21 protein-coding genes are annotated in these 19,394 nt (G+C 39.6%); 11 read left to right on the forward strand and 10 right to left on the reverse strand.

Annotated features, from left to right (window positions below):
* Positions 1-267: 267 nt before the first annotated feature.
* Positions 268-648, reverse strand: coding sequence for a hypothetical protein (locus N1I80_RS01635; protein ID WP_340736232.1), 381 nt, complete (start codon positions 646-648; stop codon positions 268-270).
* A gap of 180 nt (positions 649-828) precedes the next feature.
* Entirely contained in the window at positions 829-1,176 is a 348-nt protein-coding gene (locus tag N1I80_RS01640; protein WP_340736233.1) for a DUF6173 family protein, read from the reverse strand.
* A 330-nt stretch (positions 1,177-1,506) separates the two neighbouring features.
* On the opposite strand from N1I80_RS01640, the gene N1I80_RS01645 reads away from it, so the two are divergent.
* The 5 genes from N1I80_RS01645 to N1I80_RS01665 all read left to right on the forward strand — a co-directional run bounded on the left by N1I80_RS01645 (position 1,507) and on the right by N1I80_RS01665 (position 5,543).
* Positions 1,507-2,103 (forward strand): hypothetical protein, encoded by a 597-nt coding sequence (locus N1I80_RS01645; protein WP_340736234.1) that lies wholly within the window; start codon positions 1,507-1,509, stop codon positions 2,101-2,103.
* 117 nt (positions 2,104-2,220) lie between these two features.
* Positions 2,221-4,296 carry a DUF2339 domain-containing protein gene (locus N1I80_RS01650; RefSeq protein WP_340736235.1) on the forward strand — a complete coding sequence of 692 codons (2,076 nt, stop codon included), beginning with the start codon at positions 2,221-2,223 and terminating at the stop codon, positions 4,294-4,296.
* A 53-nt stretch (positions 4,297-4,349) separates the two neighbouring features.
* Positions 4,350-4,787, forward strand: coding sequence for a VOC family protein (locus N1I80_RS01655; protein ID WP_340736236.1), 438 nt, complete (start codon positions 4,350-4,352; stop codon positions 4,785-4,787).
* A 115-nt stretch (positions 4,788-4,902) separates the two neighbouring features.
* Complete coding sequence (locus tag N1I80_RS01660; RefSeq protein WP_340736237.1) at positions 4,903-5,160, forward strand: hypothetical protein; 258 nt, start codon at positions 4,903-4,905, stop codon at positions 5,158-5,160.
* Entirely contained in the window at positions 5,160-5,543 is a 384-nt protein-coding gene (locus tag N1I80_RS01665; RefSeq protein ID WP_340736238.1) for a retropepsin-like aspartic protease, read from the forward strand. The genes N1I80_RS01660 and N1I80_RS01665 overlap by 1 nt, the downstream gene beginning before the upstream one ends.
* A 230-nt stretch (positions 5,544-5,773) precedes the next feature.
* Here N1I80_RS01665 and N1I80_RS01670 read toward each other — a convergent pair whose 3' ends face one another.
* Both N1I80_RS01670 and N1I80_RS01675 read right to left on the reverse strand, forming a co-directional pair.
* Positions 5,774-6,397: an FMN-binding negative transcriptional regulator gene (locus N1I80_RS01670; RefSeq protein ID WP_340736239.1), complete on the reverse strand. Its 624-nt coding sequence runs from the start codon at positions 6,395-6,397 to the stop codon at positions 5,774-5,776.
* A 77-nt stretch (positions 6,398-6,474) separates the two neighbouring features.
* Positions 6,475-7,101, reverse strand: a complete 627-nt coding sequence (locus tag N1I80_RS01675) for a LysE family translocator (protein ID WP_340736240.1) — start codon at positions 7,099-7,101, stop codon at positions 6,475-6,477.
* A gap of 134 nt (positions 7,102-7,235) precedes the next feature.
* On the opposite strand from N1I80_RS01675, the gene pdxR reads away from it, so the two are divergent.
* The 4 genes from pdxR to N1I80_RS01695 all read left to right on the forward strand — a co-directional run bounded on the left by pdxR (position 7,236) and on the right by N1I80_RS01695 (position 10,884).
* Positions 7,236-8,669: a MocR-like pyridoxine biosynthesis transcription factor PdxR gene (gene pdxR, locus N1I80_RS01680; protein ID WP_340736241.1), complete on the forward strand. Its 1,434-nt coding sequence runs from the start codon at positions 7,236-7,238 to the stop codon at positions 8,667-8,669.
* 300 nt (positions 8,670-8,969) lie between these two features.
* On the forward strand, positions 8,970-9,167 hold the full coding sequence (locus N1I80_RS01685; RefSeq protein ID WP_340736242.1) for a helix-turn-helix transcriptional regulator: 198 nt from the start codon (positions 8,970-8,972) through the stop codon (positions 9,165-9,167).
* A 2-nt stretch (positions 9,168-9,169) separates the two neighbouring features.
* Positions 9,170-9,613: a hypothetical protein gene (locus N1I80_RS01690; RefSeq protein WP_340736243.1), complete on the forward strand. Its 444-nt coding sequence runs from the start codon at positions 9,170-9,172 to the stop codon at positions 9,611-9,613.
* A gap of 74 nt (positions 9,614-9,687) precedes the next feature.
* Positions 9,688-10,884: a class I SAM-dependent rRNA methyltransferase gene (locus N1I80_RS01695; protein WP_340736244.1), complete on the forward strand. Its 1,197-nt coding sequence runs from the start codon at positions 9,688-9,690 to the stop codon at positions 10,882-10,884.
* Positions 10,885-10,993: 109 nt separating this feature from the next.
* Here N1I80_RS01695 and N1I80_RS01700 read toward each other — a convergent pair whose 3' ends face one another.
* The 6 genes from N1I80_RS01700 to N1I80_RS01725 all read right to left on the reverse strand — a co-directional run bounded on the left by N1I80_RS01700 (position 10,994) and on the right by N1I80_RS01725 (position 17,241).
* Positions 10,994-11,959 carry an LLM class flavin-dependent oxidoreductase gene (locus N1I80_RS01700; RefSeq protein ID WP_340736245.1) on the reverse strand — a complete coding sequence of 322 codons (966 nt, stop codon included), beginning with the start codon at positions 11,957-11,959 and terminating at the stop codon, positions 10,994-10,996.
* A gap of 240 nt (positions 11,960-12,199) precedes the next feature.
* Positions 12,200-12,991 (reverse strand): ABC transporter ATP-binding protein, encoded by a 792-nt coding sequence (locus N1I80_RS01705; protein ID WP_340736246.1) that lies wholly within the window; start codon positions 12,989-12,991, stop codon positions 12,200-12,202.
* Entirely contained in the window at positions 12,988-14,007 is a 1,020-nt protein-coding gene (locus N1I80_RS01710; protein WP_340736247.1) for a FecCD family ABC transporter permease, read from the reverse strand. Before N1I80_RS01710 ends, N1I80_RS01705 begins: the two co-directional genes overlap by 4 nt.
* Positions 14,008-14,182: 175 nt before the next feature.
* Positions 14,183-15,280, reverse strand: a complete 1,098-nt coding sequence (locus N1I80_RS01715) for an ABC transporter substrate-binding protein (protein ID WP_340736248.1) — start codon at positions 15,278-15,280, stop codon at positions 14,183-14,185.
* A gap of 39 nt (positions 15,281-15,319) precedes the next feature.
* On the reverse strand, positions 15,320-16,162 hold the full coding sequence (locus N1I80_RS01720; RefSeq protein ID WP_340736249.1) for a DUF364 domain-containing protein: 843 nt from the start codon (positions 16,160-16,162) through the stop codon (positions 15,320-15,322).
* A 17-nt stretch (positions 16,163-16,179) separates the two neighbouring features.
* On the reverse strand, positions 16,180-17,241 hold the full coding sequence (locus tag N1I80_RS01725) for a methyltransferase dimerization domain-containing protein (protein WP_340736250.1): 1,062 nt from the start codon (positions 17,239-17,241) through the stop codon (positions 16,180-16,182).
* Positions 17,242-17,978: 737 nt separating this feature from the next.
* On the opposite strand from N1I80_RS01725, the gene N1I80_RS01730 reads away from it, so the two are divergent.
* Both N1I80_RS01730 and N1I80_RS01735 read left to right on the forward strand, forming a co-directional pair.
* Entirely contained in the window at positions 17,979-18,761 is a 783-nt protein-coding gene (locus N1I80_RS01730) for a DUF364 domain-containing protein (RefSeq protein WP_340736251.1), read from the forward strand.
* Entirely contained in the window at positions 18,748-19,317 is a 570-nt protein-coding gene (locus tag N1I80_RS01735) for an FmdE family protein (RefSeq protein ID WP_340736252.1), read from the forward strand. The genes N1I80_RS01730 and N1I80_RS01735 overlap by 14 nt, the downstream gene beginning before the upstream one ends.
* The last annotated feature ends 77 nt before the right edge of the window (positions 19,318-19,394 follow it).

Below are 19,394 nucleotides of genomic sequence, written 5' to 3' on the forward strand. Positions count from 1 at the left end.
TAATTGCGTGGATTGAAATCTATGTTTTAGTAGAAATGCGAATATAAATTATGACATTGCACTCTATATGAGTAAATGGATTGAAATGGTCGGCACGATTAGACTTTCCATTTTTTTGAGTGTTTCACTCTTCATAAATATCTACATCATTCCAGAATTCACTAAACAGACACACCGTCGAGACCCTTCTCGACAATATCTTTCTTATTACTTCTAATACTCTTTGGTTATTGCTAGGGGCATTTTACTTTCTGTAGAGAGGGCAATTTACACTCCCTCTTGGGTCGATTTTGCCGTTGTTGGTGTTGCACTTTGCGCAGTCTTAAAGGTCAGTTTTGGGTAGTGAATGCGGTACGATTTTGCCTTGTCCATTTTTGTGTCATTGTACAAGGTGGTTGAAATGATATAGCCACTTTTTTCTAGTTTGTGTATTGCTCTTTTGATAGTGTCTGTAGACCAAAAGGGGAATTCGTCATTTTTCCATTGTTCAACTGTTTTGTAAACCCACTTATGCCCACCCCGAACGTTTATCGAGATGAGCAAGTGAATATGCAATTGTTGTAGTAAAATGACCGCGTGTAATCGAACCTCCATCACGAGCGATGGAAGCGGTAAAATTGGTACCTCCTTGGTTAATTTATTCAACACAAATTCACCTCTTTCTATAATGGCTCTTACAGTAATCGAATGTCCCTTTGCGACTAAAGTAAGACGTTTTTTCCTCTATGAACGATGGCCTTCACCTTATGTATAGAGTAGTGTACGGTTGAAAAAGGAGACAATATAACGAAAAAGGTGCAAGGTAAACATGATTGCACCTTTTTGCATTCACTCTCCCACAAACCCAATCTGTTTCTTCTCCGTCTGCGGATTTTCCCGTTTCAACGACACCAACAAAAAATTCAATTGCGAGACATGCTGTAACAATTCAACAGGTGCGTTGTTGTTTGTGAGGAATCCTTTAAACATAATCAGTCTTGTGCCAATATAACCAATTCCTGTGATGTTGACAGTTACGGTTTGCCCAAATGATGTGAGCATGAGTCCGACTTCTTGGTCATGATTCAGGTTGCGATTGTAAGTGTTGACGGCTGCGACAACTTGGTTGGCGATGGTTGCGGCGTCGTTATCGGATGCTTGAGTGAGTTGTGGGGTTTCTGGTGAATTGTTTGTCATCTTTATCACTTCCTTTTATTAGGATTAAAATGGACACAAGTATTTGAGGCTGTTAGTATGTATATACCCTGAAAGTTGCAGAATGAAAACATTTTGGAAGAGTGTGCTGTATAATAAACGACCTATTCCCTTTTAAATATTTTCAAAAACATGAAACTCTTAGCTGCTGAGAGACGTATAATTAAGTATAGAGATTACGGAGTTATAAATTGTTCAGAATGCCGGTGCGAACTAGGTCTCGGGGCTTAGACAGTTTCCATCTATAGCCGGTTTAGTTTGCTGTTTTAAAAGCGCATAATAAGTGTAATAGATTGTGGGGGTTGATTTGTCGTGGGGAAAACCATATATATTGTCTTAACGGATACGGGGACGTTGCTGTCGAAGGCGATTGGGCTGTATACGCGTAAGGATTTGAATCACGCGTCAATCGCTTTTGATGAGCAGTTGAACGAGGTGTACAGTTTCGGGCGGAAGCAGCGGCATAATCCTTTTGTGGGTGGTTTTGTGAAGGAGGATGTGGCTGAGGGGATCTTTCGTGAGGCAGATTGTATGATTTTTAGCTGTGAGGTTAGTGAAGAGGAATATCATAAGATGCGAAGGAAGATTCGACAGATTGAGCGTCGGAAAGAGCAGTACAAGTATAATTTTATAGGGTTGTTTGCAGTTGCGTTAAATATTGGCATTCAGCGTGATCATGCATTTTTCTGTTCGCAGTTTGTGGCGACAGTGGTCAATGAAGGTGGCGTGCGGATGTTTGCGATTCAGCCGAATATGGTACAGCCTCATCATTTTACGAAGGTTCCTTTTTTAATACAGGAGTTTGAAGGCGATTTACGGACTTATTTATCTCAAATTAGAGGGCAGCAGGAGCGGAAACCCGTTCGCATTAGCATGTGGAAGAGTTTAGCGTTTCGCTTGCTGGCTTAAACATTCATAATCTATAAGAAAGCAGCTTTTCCTATTTGGCGAAGCTGCTTTCTTTTTAACTTGCATTATCAGTATATTCTAATAGAGTGCTATAATTTTCAAAAGGGAGTGGTGACGGTGGATGAAGAGCTGAAGGCTGTTATCGAAAGAGTGACTGATTTGGAGCAGGAAGTCGCGTTGCTAAAGCGCCAACTAGTCGACAAAGAAGTCGTACCAGAACGGGTGTCGCCAATACACGTGGCAACAACGGTGAAGCTTCCAGAGAAGGCGGCTACTCCAAAGCAGGAAGTACCGGTTCAGGCACAGATTGTACGGAAGGAATTTAATCTGGAGAAGGCCTTGGGTACTTGGTTACCACGCGTCTTCATGTTCATCTTATTACTGGGTGTGCTGTGGGGATTGAAGGTGGGCATGGATTATGGAGTGATTACGAATCCGGTGCGTGTGGCGCTTGGCTATGCAGGGACGATTCTTTTGTATTACTTAGGTATGCGTTATGTGCGTGGTGGGAAAAAAGGGTTTGGTTTAACATTATTGGGTGGCTTTATAGGCCTTGGGATATTGACGACCTTTGCGGCGCATCATTTGTATGGCTATTTAAGTTTCACGTTCGCCTTTTTGTTAGGTGTTGTGTATATTGTCGCGGGCTTGTTGTTATCGCGGAAAATGAAGTCGGAAACGTTGACGTTGTTTTCAGGGATAGCTGGTTTTTTACTGCCCTTTTTATTGGAGGGAGAAGGGGCTACTGCGATTCAGTTTTGTGCATATATCTTGCTGTTATTTCTATCGTTATTTTACGTGTCGCTTAGTCAGCGGCACAAGTTTTCTTTCTATATAACGTTTGTGTTGTTCCATTTGACGTTGTTCTTTTACGCAATTTTGGATGGTGGGTACGAGGCAGAGGGGATATTGGTTGCGACGGTGCTCATTCAGCATGGTGTGATTTTGTTCTTCTATGTAAAAGGGAACATTTCGAGAACTGTTTTTTCAGAAGGATTGTTGTATTCGAATTTTGTTTTTACGATTGCTTGGATTAAACTGCTCGAGCATGCGCCTGAAGTGATGGTTTATGGCTTGTTGGCGTTTGTTTACTGTGGACTTGTGCTGTATACGTTTTGGAAGAAGGATCATGCTCTGCGTGGGGTTTTATCTGCGGTAGCGGTGTTTGCGATTAGTGTGTTCATTCTTTCCTTCGATTTGGAGGATAGTCGTGTTGTGCTAATGCTGTTGCTGGTGAATGGTACGCTTGGTATTTGGGTCGGTATACGCTATGAGACGATACGGACGATTGTGACGGGCTCTATTGTGTATTTGTTTGCGTTACCTGCAGTGCTCATTACGACGCCGATTGAGGTGTTTTGGTCACTGGAGCATGCTGTCTGGCTGGTATTTTTGGCTTCAGTCGGCTGGGTGTTTTATACGCTGTATCGCTGGACGCCAAAGTGGTTAGTTGGGAAAACGGTACGCATTGATGGCAGTTTGATCATTGGGCAAGTGCTCGTTTTATTATATATCAATCAATTGACGTTGCTGTGGCTGTCGACTAGTTATTTGGCATTTGAAACAGCTACGCACGTTCAACTGTTTGTCATGTTAGTGGCGCTTTGCGTGATGTACACCTTGCATAAATGGCGTAAGGGGCTTTATGTGACGCATAGTGCAGTGATTTTGTTTTTAATACTTAGCTTATCAGTTATGCTATCGGGATTGGGTTCGTATAATGCGCATGGTGAATTTTTGTTTACCTTTGTTGTGCAAGTACTCTACGCTGTTGTTTTCACCGTTCTGATAGGTGCCATGATGAAAGACCGATTTTATTTATCGCGCGAAAAATTAAAATGGCAGGTCCCGCAGTTAGCGGTCGTGCTCCAGGTTTTCTACTTTATCTATTTGAATAAATGGTATTTCTCTTTCAACGCAGCGTATGACTGGGATTTGGAATATGTGCTGCTGGTGCATACATTTTCACTGTTCACCTTTGCATTTGTATCGATAAGTGTCGGCGGTAAGCTACAGTGGAAGTGGGTTAAATTCATAGGCGCAGGGCTGATTGTCGTTTGTGTGTTGAAGCTCTTCATCATCGACTTGTCTAGCATTTCAATTTTTGTACGGGCAATATTGTTTATTATTGTAGGAGTTGTGGGGTTGGTTTATTCGAGGACGTTGTTGAAGGAAGAGAAGGAATCTGAATAATTTTCAACAAACGAGCTATATTGTTTGGGAATCAAAGAAATAGAGGGATGAATATGAAAATCTATAGAATAGATCATGTGGGTATTATCGTAAAAGATCTTCCTGCTGCTAAAGCCTTTTTTCTTGACCTTGGACTTGAAGTACTAGGGGAAGCGGAAGTGAAAGGAGAGTGGGTAGAACGGATAATTGGGCTTACTGACGTTAGGCAGACGGTTGTCATGCTAGGGATGCTGGATGGTCAGGCAACTTTGGAGCTGGTCAAATTCCATACGCCGTCAGATGAAAAGGCTATTCAGCAATCTTTTGCAAATACGTTGGGTATCCAGCATATTGCGTTTGCCGTTGAAGATATTGAAGCCATTGTTGCTAAATTGAAAAAGAAGGGCGCAGAACTTTTTGGTGAGATACAAAATTACGAGAATGCTTATAAGTTATGCTACGTTCGTGGGCCAGAAGGGGTTATTTTAGAGCTAGCGGAGAAAATTAATTAAATAGTGGATGGGTGTTGTTGAAGGGAGAGAAGTAGTGGGGGAGATTCCATGCACATTCTGAATTATGAATGATATACTTATTGTACTAATTTAAACACCTTCGGAGGTGACTCAAATGAAATGGGAAGACGTATGCAAGGCGTTTCCGGAACAATGGGTCTTGATAGAGGCGATAAAAGCCTATACAAATAAGGAAAGCGAGCGCATCCTAGAAGAAGTTGCTCCTTTAAATAGATTTTCTAATTCTCCGGATGCAATGAAGGCCTATCAAGAACTTCACCAAGAAAATCCTACACGTGAATTGTATGTTCTCCATACGAATCGTAAAAATCCTAATATCATTGAGAAAAAGTGGGTAGGTGTAAGACGATAGTGAAAAGACTAATCATTGAAGATGGATTATTACTTACTGATATAAAACTGACATTCAAAGGACAATCACTATGGCTTAAACGTGTTTTAGTTGATACGGGCTCTGGAAGTACAATTATTTCAACGGACTTAGCTGAATCAATAGGGATTATTGCTGAAGAAAATGATATGATCTATCGCATTAGTGGTGTTGGTGGTTCAGAATTTGTATTTTCCAAAACAGTTGATGTAATCGAAATCGGACAGGCAGAGACGAGAGATTTTGCCTTAGAAGTAGGAGCAGTGAATTATGGTTTTGATTTAGATGGTATCATCGGACTGGATCTTTTGCAGCGAATAAAGGCCGTACTTAACATAGATAAACTAACTATGAAGCTCGATTAAAGGACTACGTATTTGTTGAAGGAAATGAAGTAGTGGGCAAGATGAACCCGTCCAGTTGAGTGGTACAAAATACAATTTAAAACATGAAATAGACCACTAATTCGCATATGAATTGGCGGTCTATAAAATGCCTACACAACAATGTTTACATACATTAATAATATTTTCTTCTTCCTTATTCAACTAAAGCACCTCGTTAGTTTAAGTGAAAATCTCCACAAACTAACCTCTCAATTCTCCTTGTTTCTTATCTTTCTCATCACTTCCGCCAATTGATGGGAATTTAGATTTTCTTCTTCTTGTAATTTTTCAACAATGTTATGATAATCCTCTTCATTTCGATTCTGACTTAATTTATAAGCCGCTTGTACTTCTTGCACTTTTATTTTAAAGCCAACAATCCCTTTTAGTTCTTTTTCCAATAAAGAAGGAGAGAGTTTATCCCATAGAATAGGATTTTTACGGTGTTGTTCATATTTTTGCAATAACCTGGTTAAGTCCTGTTTCAACTCTTCTTCGTCTAAGATATGAGCCGATCCATATAGATGGACAGCTTGGTAGTTCCATGTCGGGACATTTTCCTGTTCATACCAGGAGGAAGAAATATAAGCGTGCGGTCCTTGGAACATAACCAGTACCTTATCACAGGCTTCGAATGTTCTCCACTGGGGATTCCCATAAGCCATATGCCCGGTTATATAGTAATCATCATCTTCTTTGATCAATTGCAAAGGCAAGTGGGTCGCAATGGGTTTTCCTTTTTTGGTTGTGACAAGCGTTCCAAATGAATTTTGTTGAACAAATTCCCGGATTTCTTCAAAATCTGTGACCTTATAATATTTTGGAATATACATAATAGCGCGCTCCTTTTTATATTAAAATGATTTACTGAAACCTTTAGAATTATCTGTTATAATATTCGGAAAAATAATTATGGACCTAAGAGTAATACTTGCAAGCCAAGACCGATATAAAGCAGGCCTAAAACTTTTTGACCCCATCTATTTCTTCCAGTCCCCCGCTTGATTAATTGACCAATTGTTCCAGTAAAGACAGCTAAAAGCGTTGTATACATAACAGTTAATACAACAAAAATTACCCCCAAAATTAAAAATTGCGTTACGATTGTACCGCTCTCTGCATTGACAAATTGCGGAAATAAAGCTAAAAAGAAAAGTGCTGTTTTCGGATTCAAGACTTCTACCAATATTCCATGCCTGTAAACTTTAAGTAGTGACTCCTGTACAACATCAGGTATTTTTATCGATGATGCTTTTGCCAATAATGCCCGAATACCCATATATAACAAATACGCTGCTCCGGCGATTTTTACAATATTAAAAGCAACTGGAGAAGTCATAAGAATAGCTGAAAATCCAACAGCTGCTAATAACACATGAATGAAATCACCTGTTGCAATGCCTAGACCGGTTATAATACCTGTTTTGGTCCCTTCATGAGCCGATCGAGTGATCAGTAATAAGACAGCTGGTCCTGGAATCAAAAACAATCCGAAGACAACTAGAATAAATACGCTCAACTCAGCAATATTTAACAACGAATCCCTCCTACCATTTTTCTAATTATTTTTTAAATCTTATGGATGTCGGTTATTCAACATAGTATAATAGAGTGATTGACATATAAAAAGGTACAATTTAAATAAAATAGACATGTCAGAGGCGATTTATAATGAAAAATATCATTTTTGCTTTAGACGATCACTCTTCTAAATACAAACAGATATATGAGCGATTTAAATTGTTAATTGATCATGGGGACCTACTGGAAAACGAACAATTACCTTCCATACGTCAACTGGCTGATTCCCTGCAAGTCAGTCGCAATACGACATTAACGGCTTATGATCAGCTTGTGGCAGAAGGCTATATACGGGGAGAAGGAAGAAAAGGCTACTTTGTTAATGAATTAGAGCCTCATTTATTTCAGGAGGAAGTCATTTCTATTCCTAGTAAGCAACCTGAGCCGGTGACAACATTTCTCGTTGATTTTAAAGCAGGGGCTGTAGATCAAACAAACTTTCCTCTAAAAGCTTGGAGAAGAATTACTAATTCAGTACTGACCTTACAGGAGAGTTTTCTATATGGGGATCCTTTTGGTGAAATGTGCTTGCGTAAACAAATTGCTGTCTATTTACTCGAATCTCGCGGGGTAAAGACAGATCCAAATGCAATTATCATTGGGAGCAGCACACAGCAAATGTTAATTAATCTTGGACAAATCCTAAAGGATGATTTCCAAAGCGTAATTTTGGAGGATCCAGGGTATGATGGAGCAAAAGAGGCATTTCTATTCCATCGTTTTGCACTTGAAACTTTACCAGTTGATGAAACAGGTGCTGAGTTTTCACAATTAGAAAATAGGATGTCACGTTTAATTTATGTGACACCTTCCCATCAAAGTCCAATAGGCATAAGCATGTCCATTCAACAAAGGCAAAATCTCATTCAATGGGCTGCCAAGAGAAAGGGATATATTATTGAAGACGATTACGATAGTGAATTTCGCTATACACAACAGCCGTTTCCGGGACTTGCTTCCATCGATTCAAAGAGAGTGATTTACCTAGGAAATTTCTCAAAGTCCTTTCTTCCAGGAATTCGTCTAAGTTATATGGTGCTGCCACAATTTCTTTTAGACCTTTATATAAAACATTTTCAGAATTTCGAGAGTACTACTTCCCTTCTTAGCCAGCTTTCAATGGCTAAATTTATGGAAGAGGGAGAATGGACTCGTCATATCAAACGTATGCGACTTGTGTATAAGCGAAAAATGCAGTGCTTAGTTTCAGGATTGAAAAAATACTTCAAACAAAGTATATCCATTATTGGGGAGCAGTCTGGTTTGTACGTTTTAGTTAAGGTACATCTAAATCGTTCAGAAGAATGGTTAATCGAGCGAGCTTCCGTTTATGGGGTTAAAGTGTATCCTACCTCTATCTATTTCATAGAAAATCATTCTGCGGAAGCAATTATTAAACTTGGATTCAGTAATCTTACCTTTGATGAAATTCAAGAAGGAGTGAAGCTTTTAAAAGAGGCCTGGAGAGGCTTAGAAAAGAGTATTATCAAAGGTACTTTTAAAGGTAAAAGTAGCAACGTCTAAAAGACGTTGCTCTACTTGACTAAATCATCCTTTAGTTGGACAAGAAATGACAATATTAATATGAATCATGTTGCAAATGCTATTGCGAACATTAACGATTCGAATACTAACATCAACGCCATCCCCTTTCTAAGTATTTACCATAGGAGCAGGTATAAATAATTGAAAGAAGAGAAGTAGTGGGAGATATTCCACTGCTTTTTTTATTGATATAAAGGAATGATATAACTTACCTTATGTCTGATATATTTGACACTACGCAATAATTACTTGTATAATTTGGGTAATGGGAGGTTTACCATGACGAAAAATTTGCGAATGAAGGCTGCGCGAGCGGCGAAGGATTTATCACAAAAAGATGTTGCCGAGGCGATTGGTATTACGAGGCAGACGATGAATGCGATTGAGAATGGTGAATACAATCCGTCGTTGAAATTATGTATTGCGGTGTGTAAGGTATTGGATAAAACATTGGATGAGTTATTTTGGGAGGGATGAACATGCAGAAGGCGCGTTATGATGAGTTTCAAGTGGCGAAGAGGCATCGGTATGGTCATCATGCTTTCTTTTTGACGATAGCGCTGATTTTTGTGAATGGCTTTATAAAAATGAATTACATTTGGGCAGATCCATTGATGGAAATGATGGTGTTGGTTTATATTCCGTTGACGTATATAACGGTGATGTCGGCTTGGAAAGGAGCATATTTAAGTAGAAAAGACAAGAATACTTATCTGTATATCCCGATGTTTGGGTTTGTTGCATTATTTAATTGGTCTATTATTGGTTACACGCTATGGGATGGTATGTTTGTTTTAGTAAAGGATGGCAAGCTAGCGATTAGCTCAAGTATATTATTTACAACAATTTACTTTACACTGATAGTGATTGCGATGATTATGCGAAGAGTTGCCGACACTCGAATAATGCGAGCAGAAGGATGACAAGTCCTAGCCAATTTCGCAATTCCGGTGCAAACGTGCGATAATAAGAAAAAATGATGAAGTAGGCTGATGAGATGACAAAAACAATCGATTTACAAGTGAATGCAAAAAATATAGCAGATTTGAAAAAAGGCTATCCGTTAATTTTGAAGGAAGCGATTATTAACGTCAACGTTTTGACGGAGGAAGGTGCAATTGTTCGCTTGGTGGACAGAGACCGTCGTTTTGTGGCAAAAGGCTATTATGGCAATCAAAACAAAGGGATTGGCTGGGTGTTGACGCAAAAAGAAGAGGAAGCGATTGACTTCAATTTCTTCGAATCAAAAATTGCGAAGGCGCTTGAACGCCGAGAAGCCCTTTTTGCAGACCCAGATACGACGGCGTTTCGCGTCTTTAACGGAGAGGGTGATGGCATCGGCGGATTGTCGATTGATTTCTTCGACGGTTATTATATGGTGAGCTGGTATAGCCAAGGAATTTATTCGATGAAGCATCATGTTTATAGTGTGTTGGATAAAATCGTTGAGTATAAAGGTATATATGAGAAAAAGCGCTTTGATATGAAGGGCGAATATATCGAGCAGGATGATTTTGTTCGTGGAGAGCAAGGTGATTTCCCGATTATCGTCAAGGAAAATGGCATGAATTTTGCGGTCAATTTGAATGATGGCGCAATGACGGGTATTTTCTTGGATCAGCGTGATATGCGTCAAGCGATTCGTGATAAGTATGCGCAGGGTAAAAATGTGCTGAATACGTTTTCGTATACAGGTGCGTTTTCGGTTGCAGCAGCACTTGGTGGTGCAATGAAGACGACGAGTGTCGATTTGGCGAAACGTAGCTTAGCGAAGACGATTGAACAGTTCAGTGTCAACGGCATTGACTATGAACAGCAGGATATTAAAGTGATGGATGTTTTCGAGTATTTCCGTTACGCGAAGCGCAATGAATTGAAGTTTGACCTTGTCATTTTGGATCCACCCAGCTTTGCGCGGACGAAGAAGTATTCGTTTAGCACAGCGAAGGATTATCCGGCTTTGCTGAAAGATGCCATTGCCATTACGGAGAAAAATGGTGTCATTGTAGCATCGACGAATAATGCGAGCTTTGGCATGAAGAAGTTCAAAACGTTCATTGAAGAAGCATTTAAGGATGCAGGTTCTTCGTTCAAGATTCTTGAGGAGTCGTCATTGCCGAGAGATTTCCGTACAAACCGTGATTTCCCGGAATTCAATTATTTAAAAGTAGTTGTTTTGCAGAAGTTGAAATAAGTAGATGGAGCCGCACCTGGGCGTACTGGGTGCGGCTTTTATTATCCGGATTGATTTGCAATCAGTAATTACATCTGGGTTCTATTGAAATAAGTAGCTGCTCATCTATTCATAATTTTGGCATGACTTCTTTGGAAAACCGTTCTAAGGATTCCTCCAAAAGCCGTGCAGGCAAAATCCCGAAGAAGGATGACAACAGGTTGACATGCTGTATACCAAACTCCTCGTTTAGTTGTTTTATTTTTCTGGCACATGTTTCAGGACCGCCGATAATCGCTAACTGTTCAAAGAATAATTCAGGTTCCAGATCATCCTCAGAATTGATTAATGAAAAACGGTCGGTACGAATTTTTTTCAAACGGGATGTCAGTTGACAAACCGTCGGCCAAATATCGTCTCGCGCTTGCTGATCACTTTCCCCCACGTAGACAAAACGTCCAACGGGAATGGATGGCGTATGGCCACCGGATTCTTTGAATACATGTAGGCAACGGCTAAGACTTTCAATAGATTGAATACCATGTAAGATTAGGTGGTGACCGGCCTCAGCAGCCCATTTGACAGAGTCATCAGAATAAGCAGCGACGTAAATAGGAGGGTGAGGTGTTTGAATTGGCATCGGTGAAAAATCCAGTTCGTTGTCTCCAACGCGCACAATACCTTTTGTCCAATAGTCTAGAATTTCGCTCACCCCGTTACGGAAAAGTTCGGTTCTTTGTGAAGCGTCAATTTGATAGCTATCAAAATAATGGCCGGGATGTCCACGCGAAACACCGAAGTCAACTCTGCCTCCTGAAAGTCTATCCATTGAAGCAATTTCTTCCGCCAGTCGTAAAGGGTGGTGAAGAGGTGTAATCAATGCAGAAAACCCAACCCTTAATGAGGAAGATAAAGCTGCAAAGGTCGCGCCAAGAATAAGGGGTGAAAAGCAGCTTCTGTTACGTTGGAAATGCTCTTCGTTAATCCAAACGGAAGAATAGCCCCATTTTTCAAGTTGAGGAATCATTGTTAGTAGGCGGTCATCTTGTAGGGATTCTAGTCCACCGCTGCTACCTGATAGTCCAAACTTCATCATAATTTGTTGCCTCCTTGCGAAGTGTGTTCTGAAATTGTGTAAACATAGAAACTGTCAATTGATATAGTTAAAGTTTGCGAATAAGAGTTCATAGTCTTCTTAGCTGATATCGAGACCATAAAACTGCTTGTAGAAACTCTTTGTTTCTTCCTCCATATCAATATCCTCAAACAGCTCAGGGTAAAGTGTTTTGCCCATCCATAAGACAGCTAAACCAGTCTCAGGGTAACCTTGATACCATCAATCAAGAAATGGCACGCAAACTTTCATGCCTTCCATAGAAGTTCCTTCAAAATTAGCTGCAGTTACGCCGATAGGGGTTCCGTACAACTCGCTTAAACACTCGCTAGTAATCACATCATTAGGCCTACCGTAATCTTGAATCTTACCGCCTGTCATGATGGCAACTTTATTCCCTGACAAAAATGCATGATTAGGGGAGTGAGTGATCAAAACAATAGATATCCCTGTTTCGGAAATTTGTCTGATTGTACGCAAGATTTTACTTTCATTGCCATAATCTAAACTTGCGGTAGGCTCATCCATAATCATAATTTCTGCTTGTTGTACCAATGCGCGTGCCACCATCACCATTTGTTTTTCTCCGCCACTTAGCTCACTAAACGTTCGATCCTTTAAATGGATAATATCTAACTTTTCTAACGTATCGGTCACCATCTCCATATCTTTTTTTCCGGGAGACGATAAATAACCGATATGTGGATTTCTGCCCATCACGACCATATCTTCAACGGTGTAGGGAAAAGAAACGATCGTCGTTTGAGGAACATAAGCAATTTTTTTAGACATTTCTTTAGCGGTCATCTTTTTGGTGTTAATCCCTCCAAGAAACACATCCCCTGACTCTAAACGATTCATCCCTAACAGACAGCGTATCAGTGTTGTTTTTCCTGTTCCGTTTGGTCCGAGAAGACAGAGTACATCGCCTTTTGCAATCGAAAAGGATATACCTTTGAGTATGGGTGAATCCTTGTTGTGGCTATAGTATAAGTCTTTTACCTCTAGTATCATGTCCATCCCTTCTTTACTTTTGATAGTAAGATAACAAAAAATGGTGTCCCAATAAGAGCGGTTAAGATTCCTAATGGAATTTCAAGCGAGCTTGCACTTCGACTAATATTATCGACTAATAAGATAAAGGACCCGCCTAGTAAGAAGGATGTAGGTAGTAAATAGTAGAAGTTTGGACCGACAATCATTCTGGCCATATGGGGAATGATTAGTCCAACCCACCCGATAATCCCGCTAATACTAACCGCCGCAGCTGTCATTAATGTGGCGCAAAGAATGACAACAATGCGAATGAGCCCGGTTTGAATACCTAGTGATTTTGCTTCTTCATCACCGATAGAAAGGACATTGATTTGCCATCTGATGAGGAATAGGATGAAGAGTGAAATGCTCATTGGAATGAGCGCAATTAAAATATCCTGGTTAGTTACTTTGGATAAACCGCCCATTAACCAGAACGTAATGGCTGGTAAGGTGTCTTCAGGATCAGCTATGTATTTCAATAGTGAAATGAGCGCTTGGAAGAAAGCACCTACGATGATCCCACCCAAAATTAAGACGATGATGGAGTCTTTACCGAATATTCTACTGACTGCAATGGCGAGACCGACTGCTAACAGACCAAAAATAAATGCAAATATTTGTATGGCGTACCAAGGTAAATAGATAGTCATGGCTAATGCTGCACCAAACCCTGCACCTGCCGAAACACCTAAAATATCGGGAGATGCCATTGGATTTTTAGTTAGGTTTTGGAAAGCAGCACCTGAAACGGCAAGGACACCACCGACAATAATCGCGGCGGTAATTCTAGGAATCCTGACATTGAAGATGACCGTTTCCATCGTATCTGACCAAGTTTTGGGTATGTCGATGATTTTTGAAGCGAGTATGTCAAAGACGACACTTGGTGCGATTGGATATCTTCCCATGACGAATGACAGGACGGATAGTAGAATTAAGATAATGAGTAGGATGATTAACTTGAATGATATTTTTTTGTAGATATGTTTCATTAGAGATACCCTCCATGAGTGACTAAACATTTCTTGAAAAAATAGTAGGAGTTTATAAGTTGGGTCTACAAATATGAGTAGTGGAAACCTAAGCAATAAGTAAGGATTTTCTTACCTTACTTATTGCAGAAGGCATCCACGAAGTAGTGAAACGGATTTAATAGAACTTTTCAGTTTACTTCCCAGCCAAAATCTCTTCAGCTTCTTCTTTTGTCAATGTGTAACCGTAAAACTTCCCGTAGAAATCAATCATTTCTTGAACAACGTCCAAGTCTTTAAACAGTTCAGGATAGAATTGTTTTGCTGCGAACATAACCATCAACGGTTGCTCACTTGTTCGATTTGCCCAAATATGAGCACCAAGTGGTGTACTGTAAATGCGTTGGTCTTTCACAGCTGTGATATTCTTATACCGCCCGTCTGTGTTTAACTCAACAATATCAGAAGGATTTGACACGATTAAAACCTCGGGATCCCAATCTAAAAACTGTTCAATCGAGAAGTTCTGCGTTTCTAAATTACTACCATCTTCTGTAACGCTTAAACCGCCCGCCTGTTTAATCCACCATTCTGCAATTGCATGTGGCTGGCTAAGATTCTTAACGTTCATGTTTAATACTTTTACCTTTTCTTCTTCCGAGAGGTCTTTTACGATCGATGTAACTTTTTCGATAGAATTATCGAAGTACTCGGTATATTCCTGTGCTTTTTCTTGCTTATTAAAAATTTCTCCAACTAATTTAATGGTCTTTTTAACATCTTCAGGCTCTTTCCAAGACAAGAAAACTACACGCAAATTATTGTTTTCAAAAGTACTAATCATATCTTCACTCATCGTAAAGATGACGTCTGGATCAGCTTTTAAAATCTCTTCGATATTCGGATCGGAGGATTCTGTTTGCATTTTTGGTTTACTAGCTAAATTTGGAGCAAACTTAGGTAAGTACTCCCATCTATTTTGTTTTGCAAAGCTTTCAGGTAAACCACTAACTATTTTATCTCCTTCACCAACTGCTAATAAAAATGAACTTAAGACAGGAACTGAACCAACCAATACAACCTTTTCAATATTAGTTGATAATGTTACTTTTCTACCTGCCATGTCTGTAATTTCATGCTCGGTTGGTTCTTGGACAACCTCGACCTCTGGTTTAGTTACTGGTTTCTCTTCGGCTTCATTATTGTTGTTGACACTTGAGTTACCACAAGCTGTCATCACCAATGTGAATATAAGTAAAATTATTATGCTAATGTTCTTCATTTTTTTATTCATTATGAAATTCCTTCCCTGCTTGGATTGTAATGATCTCTCTTATTTTGCCTGAATAACAATTTTCTCAGCAGATTTACCGAAGAAATGATATCCCGAGCCACCCTCGCTAATCATATCGAGTAACTCATCGGGCTTTGTCACCATGACACCACCAATGACATTGACGCCCCTTTTGAAAAAGGGGATTGGCAGCATACTACTAGTAGGGCCAACAATGACAACTTGAGCATCTTCTTTGCAATAGCTGAGTAAACTATGAATCGTATCATTGATCAATGTGGTACCTGTTGCAATTAAGACATCTGCTTGTGGGATTACCTCAGGAGCCTCTGATGCAGGCCTGAAGTAAGGTAACTCATCTTCCTTTAAAGTGGCCGGATCGAGTTCTAGAACAATAAAAGGCTGTTTCCACTTTTTAAATCTACGTAAATAGGGTGCAAGAGCGCCGATAACAACGACCAAAGCATTTTCGGGAATATCGATCACATCAATTGGATCGACTCCCTTTTCAATGGTGTATTCAGTAGGGGGGGCCAAATGCCAGCATGTGTTTGCTAAAGCATTCAAGACAGCAATCGCAAAGGATTTTCTAATCATGCTGTTTGAATGAATATCCTTTAAAAAACTTTCCGCACTAGCACCTCTAATTTTCCCTGGAATTGGCATACTTGCTGCGGAACTCGGGCAACACACCGCCTCTGGAATTGACTTAATAGGTGTATAACTGACACCGCCATAACCATTGCTTAACTTGACACCGGTAAAAAATAAGCCGATAGCCGCTCTTTCAATCGTGATTGTTGCTAATTGATCGCCCAGTGTAGTTCGGATAATATCTGCTGCTTCTTGCAAAATATCATCCTTTTTAGCTACTTCCACCATGCTGTCACCTCCAGGGATTATCTTTTACAACAGCTTTCTTCTGCTTCGCCTGAACTCTCTACCTGATCAAGATTGCGAACCGCCATATGAAACTTTGAATCACCACATAAACTCGGTACTGTTGAGTCTGCAAGTAACGTAAAACCAGAATCGGTTATAAATGTTTTATATCTTTCTTCGTGACACAGCGGATGGCCTCCAATTGAAACGGCCTTATTTAGATCAGATAGACCTTGATCCTCTTCACCACAGCCGGGGCTGCAGAACCAGTGATTAGAGATGAGAAGACCTCCTGGATTGACAAAGTTAGCTACTTTTTCGTATGTGGGTAGTAGCTCTTTGCGGTATTGATAGAGACTATGGGACAGAATGATAATATCGAACTTTTTATTTGTATTACCTGTTAATAGTTCTTTTAAATTGTAGTTTTGAATGGTTACATTCGATTCAAGACTGTGACTCTTCAAATACTTGGTTGCATAATCAAATTGGTTTACAGGGCAAATTACGTCTCCTTGCAGCAATGAGTTTTCCTTACACAATGAAAATGCGAATATTCCAGCTGGATTGCTAACATCGAGGATAGATTTTGCAGAAGAATACCCCTCCCAGCGCTTAATTCTATTAATAATTTCAGTTTGTTCATATAACGCAAACTGTTCTTGTGCATTCATATAGCTTTCATCAATTACCGGCTGTGGGATATCTTTTTTTGTTAACACTTTGGCTAAGTTATTCCACCGTTCTTCTTCCTTTAAGGCTTGAATTAATAAATCACCTTGATAATAGGAACTTGTGGGGACCAAATAGATAGATGCAAGGTCGCTATTTTTAAAAAGTTTTTCTTCAAGAACAAGTAAATTCAAATCCACCAGGGATTGCAGGAATATGCCTGTAAATTGCCCGTCTAAACCGTACTTGTCGTTAATCTGTTCTTTAGTCCATTGTTCGTGTTCTAATGATTGAAATAAGCCGAGTTCAACACCAGCAGAAACAATAGACAACCGATAATGTCCATAAAACAAGTTTTGAATGAAATGAATATCCTTCAACTGAGTAGATGATTGTAAAGAAACCATTTTAAAAAGCCTCCTTGTTTTTTGTTTTTCACAGTAATAGCAATCAATGAAACCAATTAATTCTGTTGGCCCATTTAATTCCCCCCTATTGAATTGAAATTTCTATGGATGAAAAAAAGGAAAATATTTTAGATTAGATAAACAAACACCAGTGATACATTTTTTTCATACCAAAGAGGAACGGCAATTCGATTTGTAATTTTTCTAGTGAGAAAAAAATTAGCTTATCCCCATCTCCTTTTTTGCAGTTTTAACCGAAATACGACATTCGAGTTATAACTAGTTATAAATAGGTATAATAGATATAACTATTCAAAACAAAACATAACAAGTGAAATAAGTTGCGTCAAGTGGAGATGGGGAAAACTCAATTAAATTAATAGAGCTACGTTCACTGTTTTGCCCCAATTGATATAGGTGTATTGATTGAGGTAACAATGGGGTAAGGGATTTAACTCATAGGTTTTTTGAAGGGCTAAAAAGTAGTGAATACTGTGGGGCTAGGGGGTTATTGGGATGCGAAATATGTCGAATATTGAATGTAGATTCAAAGTTTAGTAAGGGTAGTTCATAGTATGTATTTCGATACAAAGAAATCGTGTTGTTGTTATTCTCCGGAGCTACAGGTGGATATGTGTTTTTTTAATCTTTACATGTCCAATTAAATATGTTTGGATATAAGTAGTTATAACTGGTCGTAAGAAAGTGTTTGTAATTCCATTTTAAGGAGGGATTATATGTGGACGTTATATGATAAGTTAATTGGACAAATAAGTGATGAATATATCGCTAATGAGGTGATTGCTGGCCTTTCCTGGACTGCGATTCAGTCAAAATCACTTGGATTAGCGATGAGCATGCCTCGTTCTTTACAGCCATCGCCTCTTTCTGGTAATTGCCAGGGTCAACCTATACAGAAGTTAGCTAATAGTATAAAGTCTTGGGACTTTTTTGAGGCTTCGTTAGGTTTAAGTGCTATTAACTCTGCCACGAATACCCTGGAATCGGTTCTGTCTATGGAAAGCGAAGGATACAGACAATTAGGTTCGAAAAGTGCGCTTAGCCTTATTGCCGATAAAGTGACTGGTAAACGTGTGGCGGTTATCGGACATTTTCCTGATTTAGATAAGCTGGCTTCTACTTGCCAACTGACTATTTTGGAAAGAAGGCTACAAATCGGGGATACACCAGATCCAGCTGCAGAATATCTACTACCTGAGCAAGATATTGTGATTATGACATCCTCAACATTGATTAATAAAACGGCTCCTAGATTGTTAGAGCTATCGAAAGATGCTGTGACCATTATGCTTGGACCAAGCACGCCGCTGTCACCGGTTCTTTTTGAAATGGGGGTAGATATGATCAGTGGTTTAATCGTCGAGGACGAGGAGAATGTTCTGCGTTGCGTAAAAGAAGGAGGCGGTATGCGAACTTTCCGAAACGCGGTGAGATATGTAAATCTTGCGAAGGCTGATTCTCTAATTGGAAAGTGGGAGATGAAAAGTGAAAGAGTTTAACGAATTATTGAAAGAAGCAGCGGAATATCATGGTCATTTATGTGCGGGTCAAATTTTGGGCGTTAGAATAGGGATGGCTGGATTGAAGTGGCTACAAATAGACGAACCAGTGGGGAATAAGAGTCTAATTATTTACGTAGAAACGGATCGTTGTGCGGCCGATGCTTTACAGACTGTAACTGGTTGTAAATTAGGAAAAAGATCTTTAAAGCATATGGATTATGGGAAGATGGCTGCAACGTTTGTCAATATATATGAAAATAAAGCAGTTAGGGTTGTTGTTCCGGGTCATGTTCGGGAATTAGCGAAGAACTATAGTTCGAACAAAGAAAATCCATATATGGAAGCTTACAAAGTCATGCCTGATGAGGAACTCCTGCTGTTCGAGGAGGTAATTGTTGATTTTAAACCAGAAGACCTACCCGGTAAGCCTTTACGAAGAATTACATGTGAAAAGTGTGGAGAAGAAGTGAATGACGGACGAGAAGTTGTCGTTGACTCGTCAACTATTTGTAAAGCTTGTTACTCAACGCCCTATTATAAAGTAATTCACTAGTCATGGAGAGAGCTGGCATTTCACTATGTATGAGACATCTAAAGAATCATCTGAAAAAATAAAGGCAACAACGCTGC

The organism is Sporosarcina sp. FSL K6-3457 (assembly GCF_038007285.1).
GTDB lineage: Bacteria > Bacillota > Bacilli > Bacillales_A > Planococcaceae > Sporosarcina.

Excerpts from the sequence above, each read along its gene's own strand:
- N1I80_RS01640 (WP_340736233.1), bottom strand. The coding sequence starts at position 1,176 with ATGACAAACAATTCACCAGAAACCCCACAACTCACTCAAGCATCCGAT.
- N1I80_RS01655 (WP_340736236.1), top strand. The coding sequence starts at position 4,350 with ATGAAAATCTATAGAATAGATCATGTGGGTATTATCGTAAAAGATCTT.
- N1I80_RS01660 (WP_340736237.1), top strand. The coding sequence starts at position 4,903 with ATGAAATGGGAAGACGTATGCAAGGCGTTTCCGGAACAATGGGTCTTG.
- N1I80_RS01670 (WP_340736239.1), bottom strand. The coding sequence starts at position 6,397 with ATGTATATTCCAAAATATTATAAGGTCACAGATTTTGAAGAAATCCGG.
- pdxR (WP_340736241.1), top strand. The coding sequence starts at position 7,236 with ATGAAAAATATCATTTTTGCTTTAGACGATCACTCTTCTAAATACAAA.
- N1I80_RS01685 (WP_340736242.1), top strand. The coding sequence starts at position 8,970 with ATGACGAAAAATTTGCGAATGAAGGCTGCGCGAGCGGCGAAGGATTTA.
- N1I80_RS01690 (WP_340736243.1), top strand. The coding sequence starts at position 9,170 with ATGCAGAAGGCGCGTTATGATGAGTTTCAAGTGGCGAAGAGGCATCGG.
- N1I80_RS01695 (WP_340736244.1), top strand. The coding sequence starts at position 9,688 with ATGACAAAAACAATCGATTTACAAGTGAATGCAAAAAATATAGCAGAT.
- N1I80_RS01700 (WP_340736245.1), bottom strand. The coding sequence starts at position 11,959 with ATGATGAAGTTTGGACTATCAGGTAGCAGCGGTGGACTAGAATCCCTA.
- N1I80_RS01705 (WP_340736246.1), bottom strand. The coding sequence starts at position 12,991 with ATGATACTAGAGGTAAAAGACTTATACTATAGCCACAACAAGGATTCA.
- N1I80_RS01710 (WP_340736247.1), bottom strand. The coding sequence starts at position 14,007 with ATGAAACATATCTACAAAAAAATATCATTCAAGTTAATCATCCTACTC.
- N1I80_RS01715 (WP_340736248.1), bottom strand. The coding sequence starts at position 15,280 with ATGAATAAAAAAATGAAGAACATTAGCATAATAATTTTACTTATATTC.
- N1I80_RS01720 (WP_340736249.1), bottom strand. The coding sequence starts at position 16,162 with ATGGTGGAAGTAGCTAAAAAGGATGATATTTTGCAAGAAGCAGCAGAT.
- N1I80_RS01725 (WP_340736250.1), bottom strand. The coding sequence starts at position 17,241 with ATGGTTTCTTTACAATCATCTACTCAGTTGAAGGATATTCATTTCATT.
- N1I80_RS01730 (WP_340736251.1), top strand. The coding sequence starts at position 17,979 with ATGTGGACGTTATATGATAAGTTAATTGGACAAATAAGTGATGAATAT.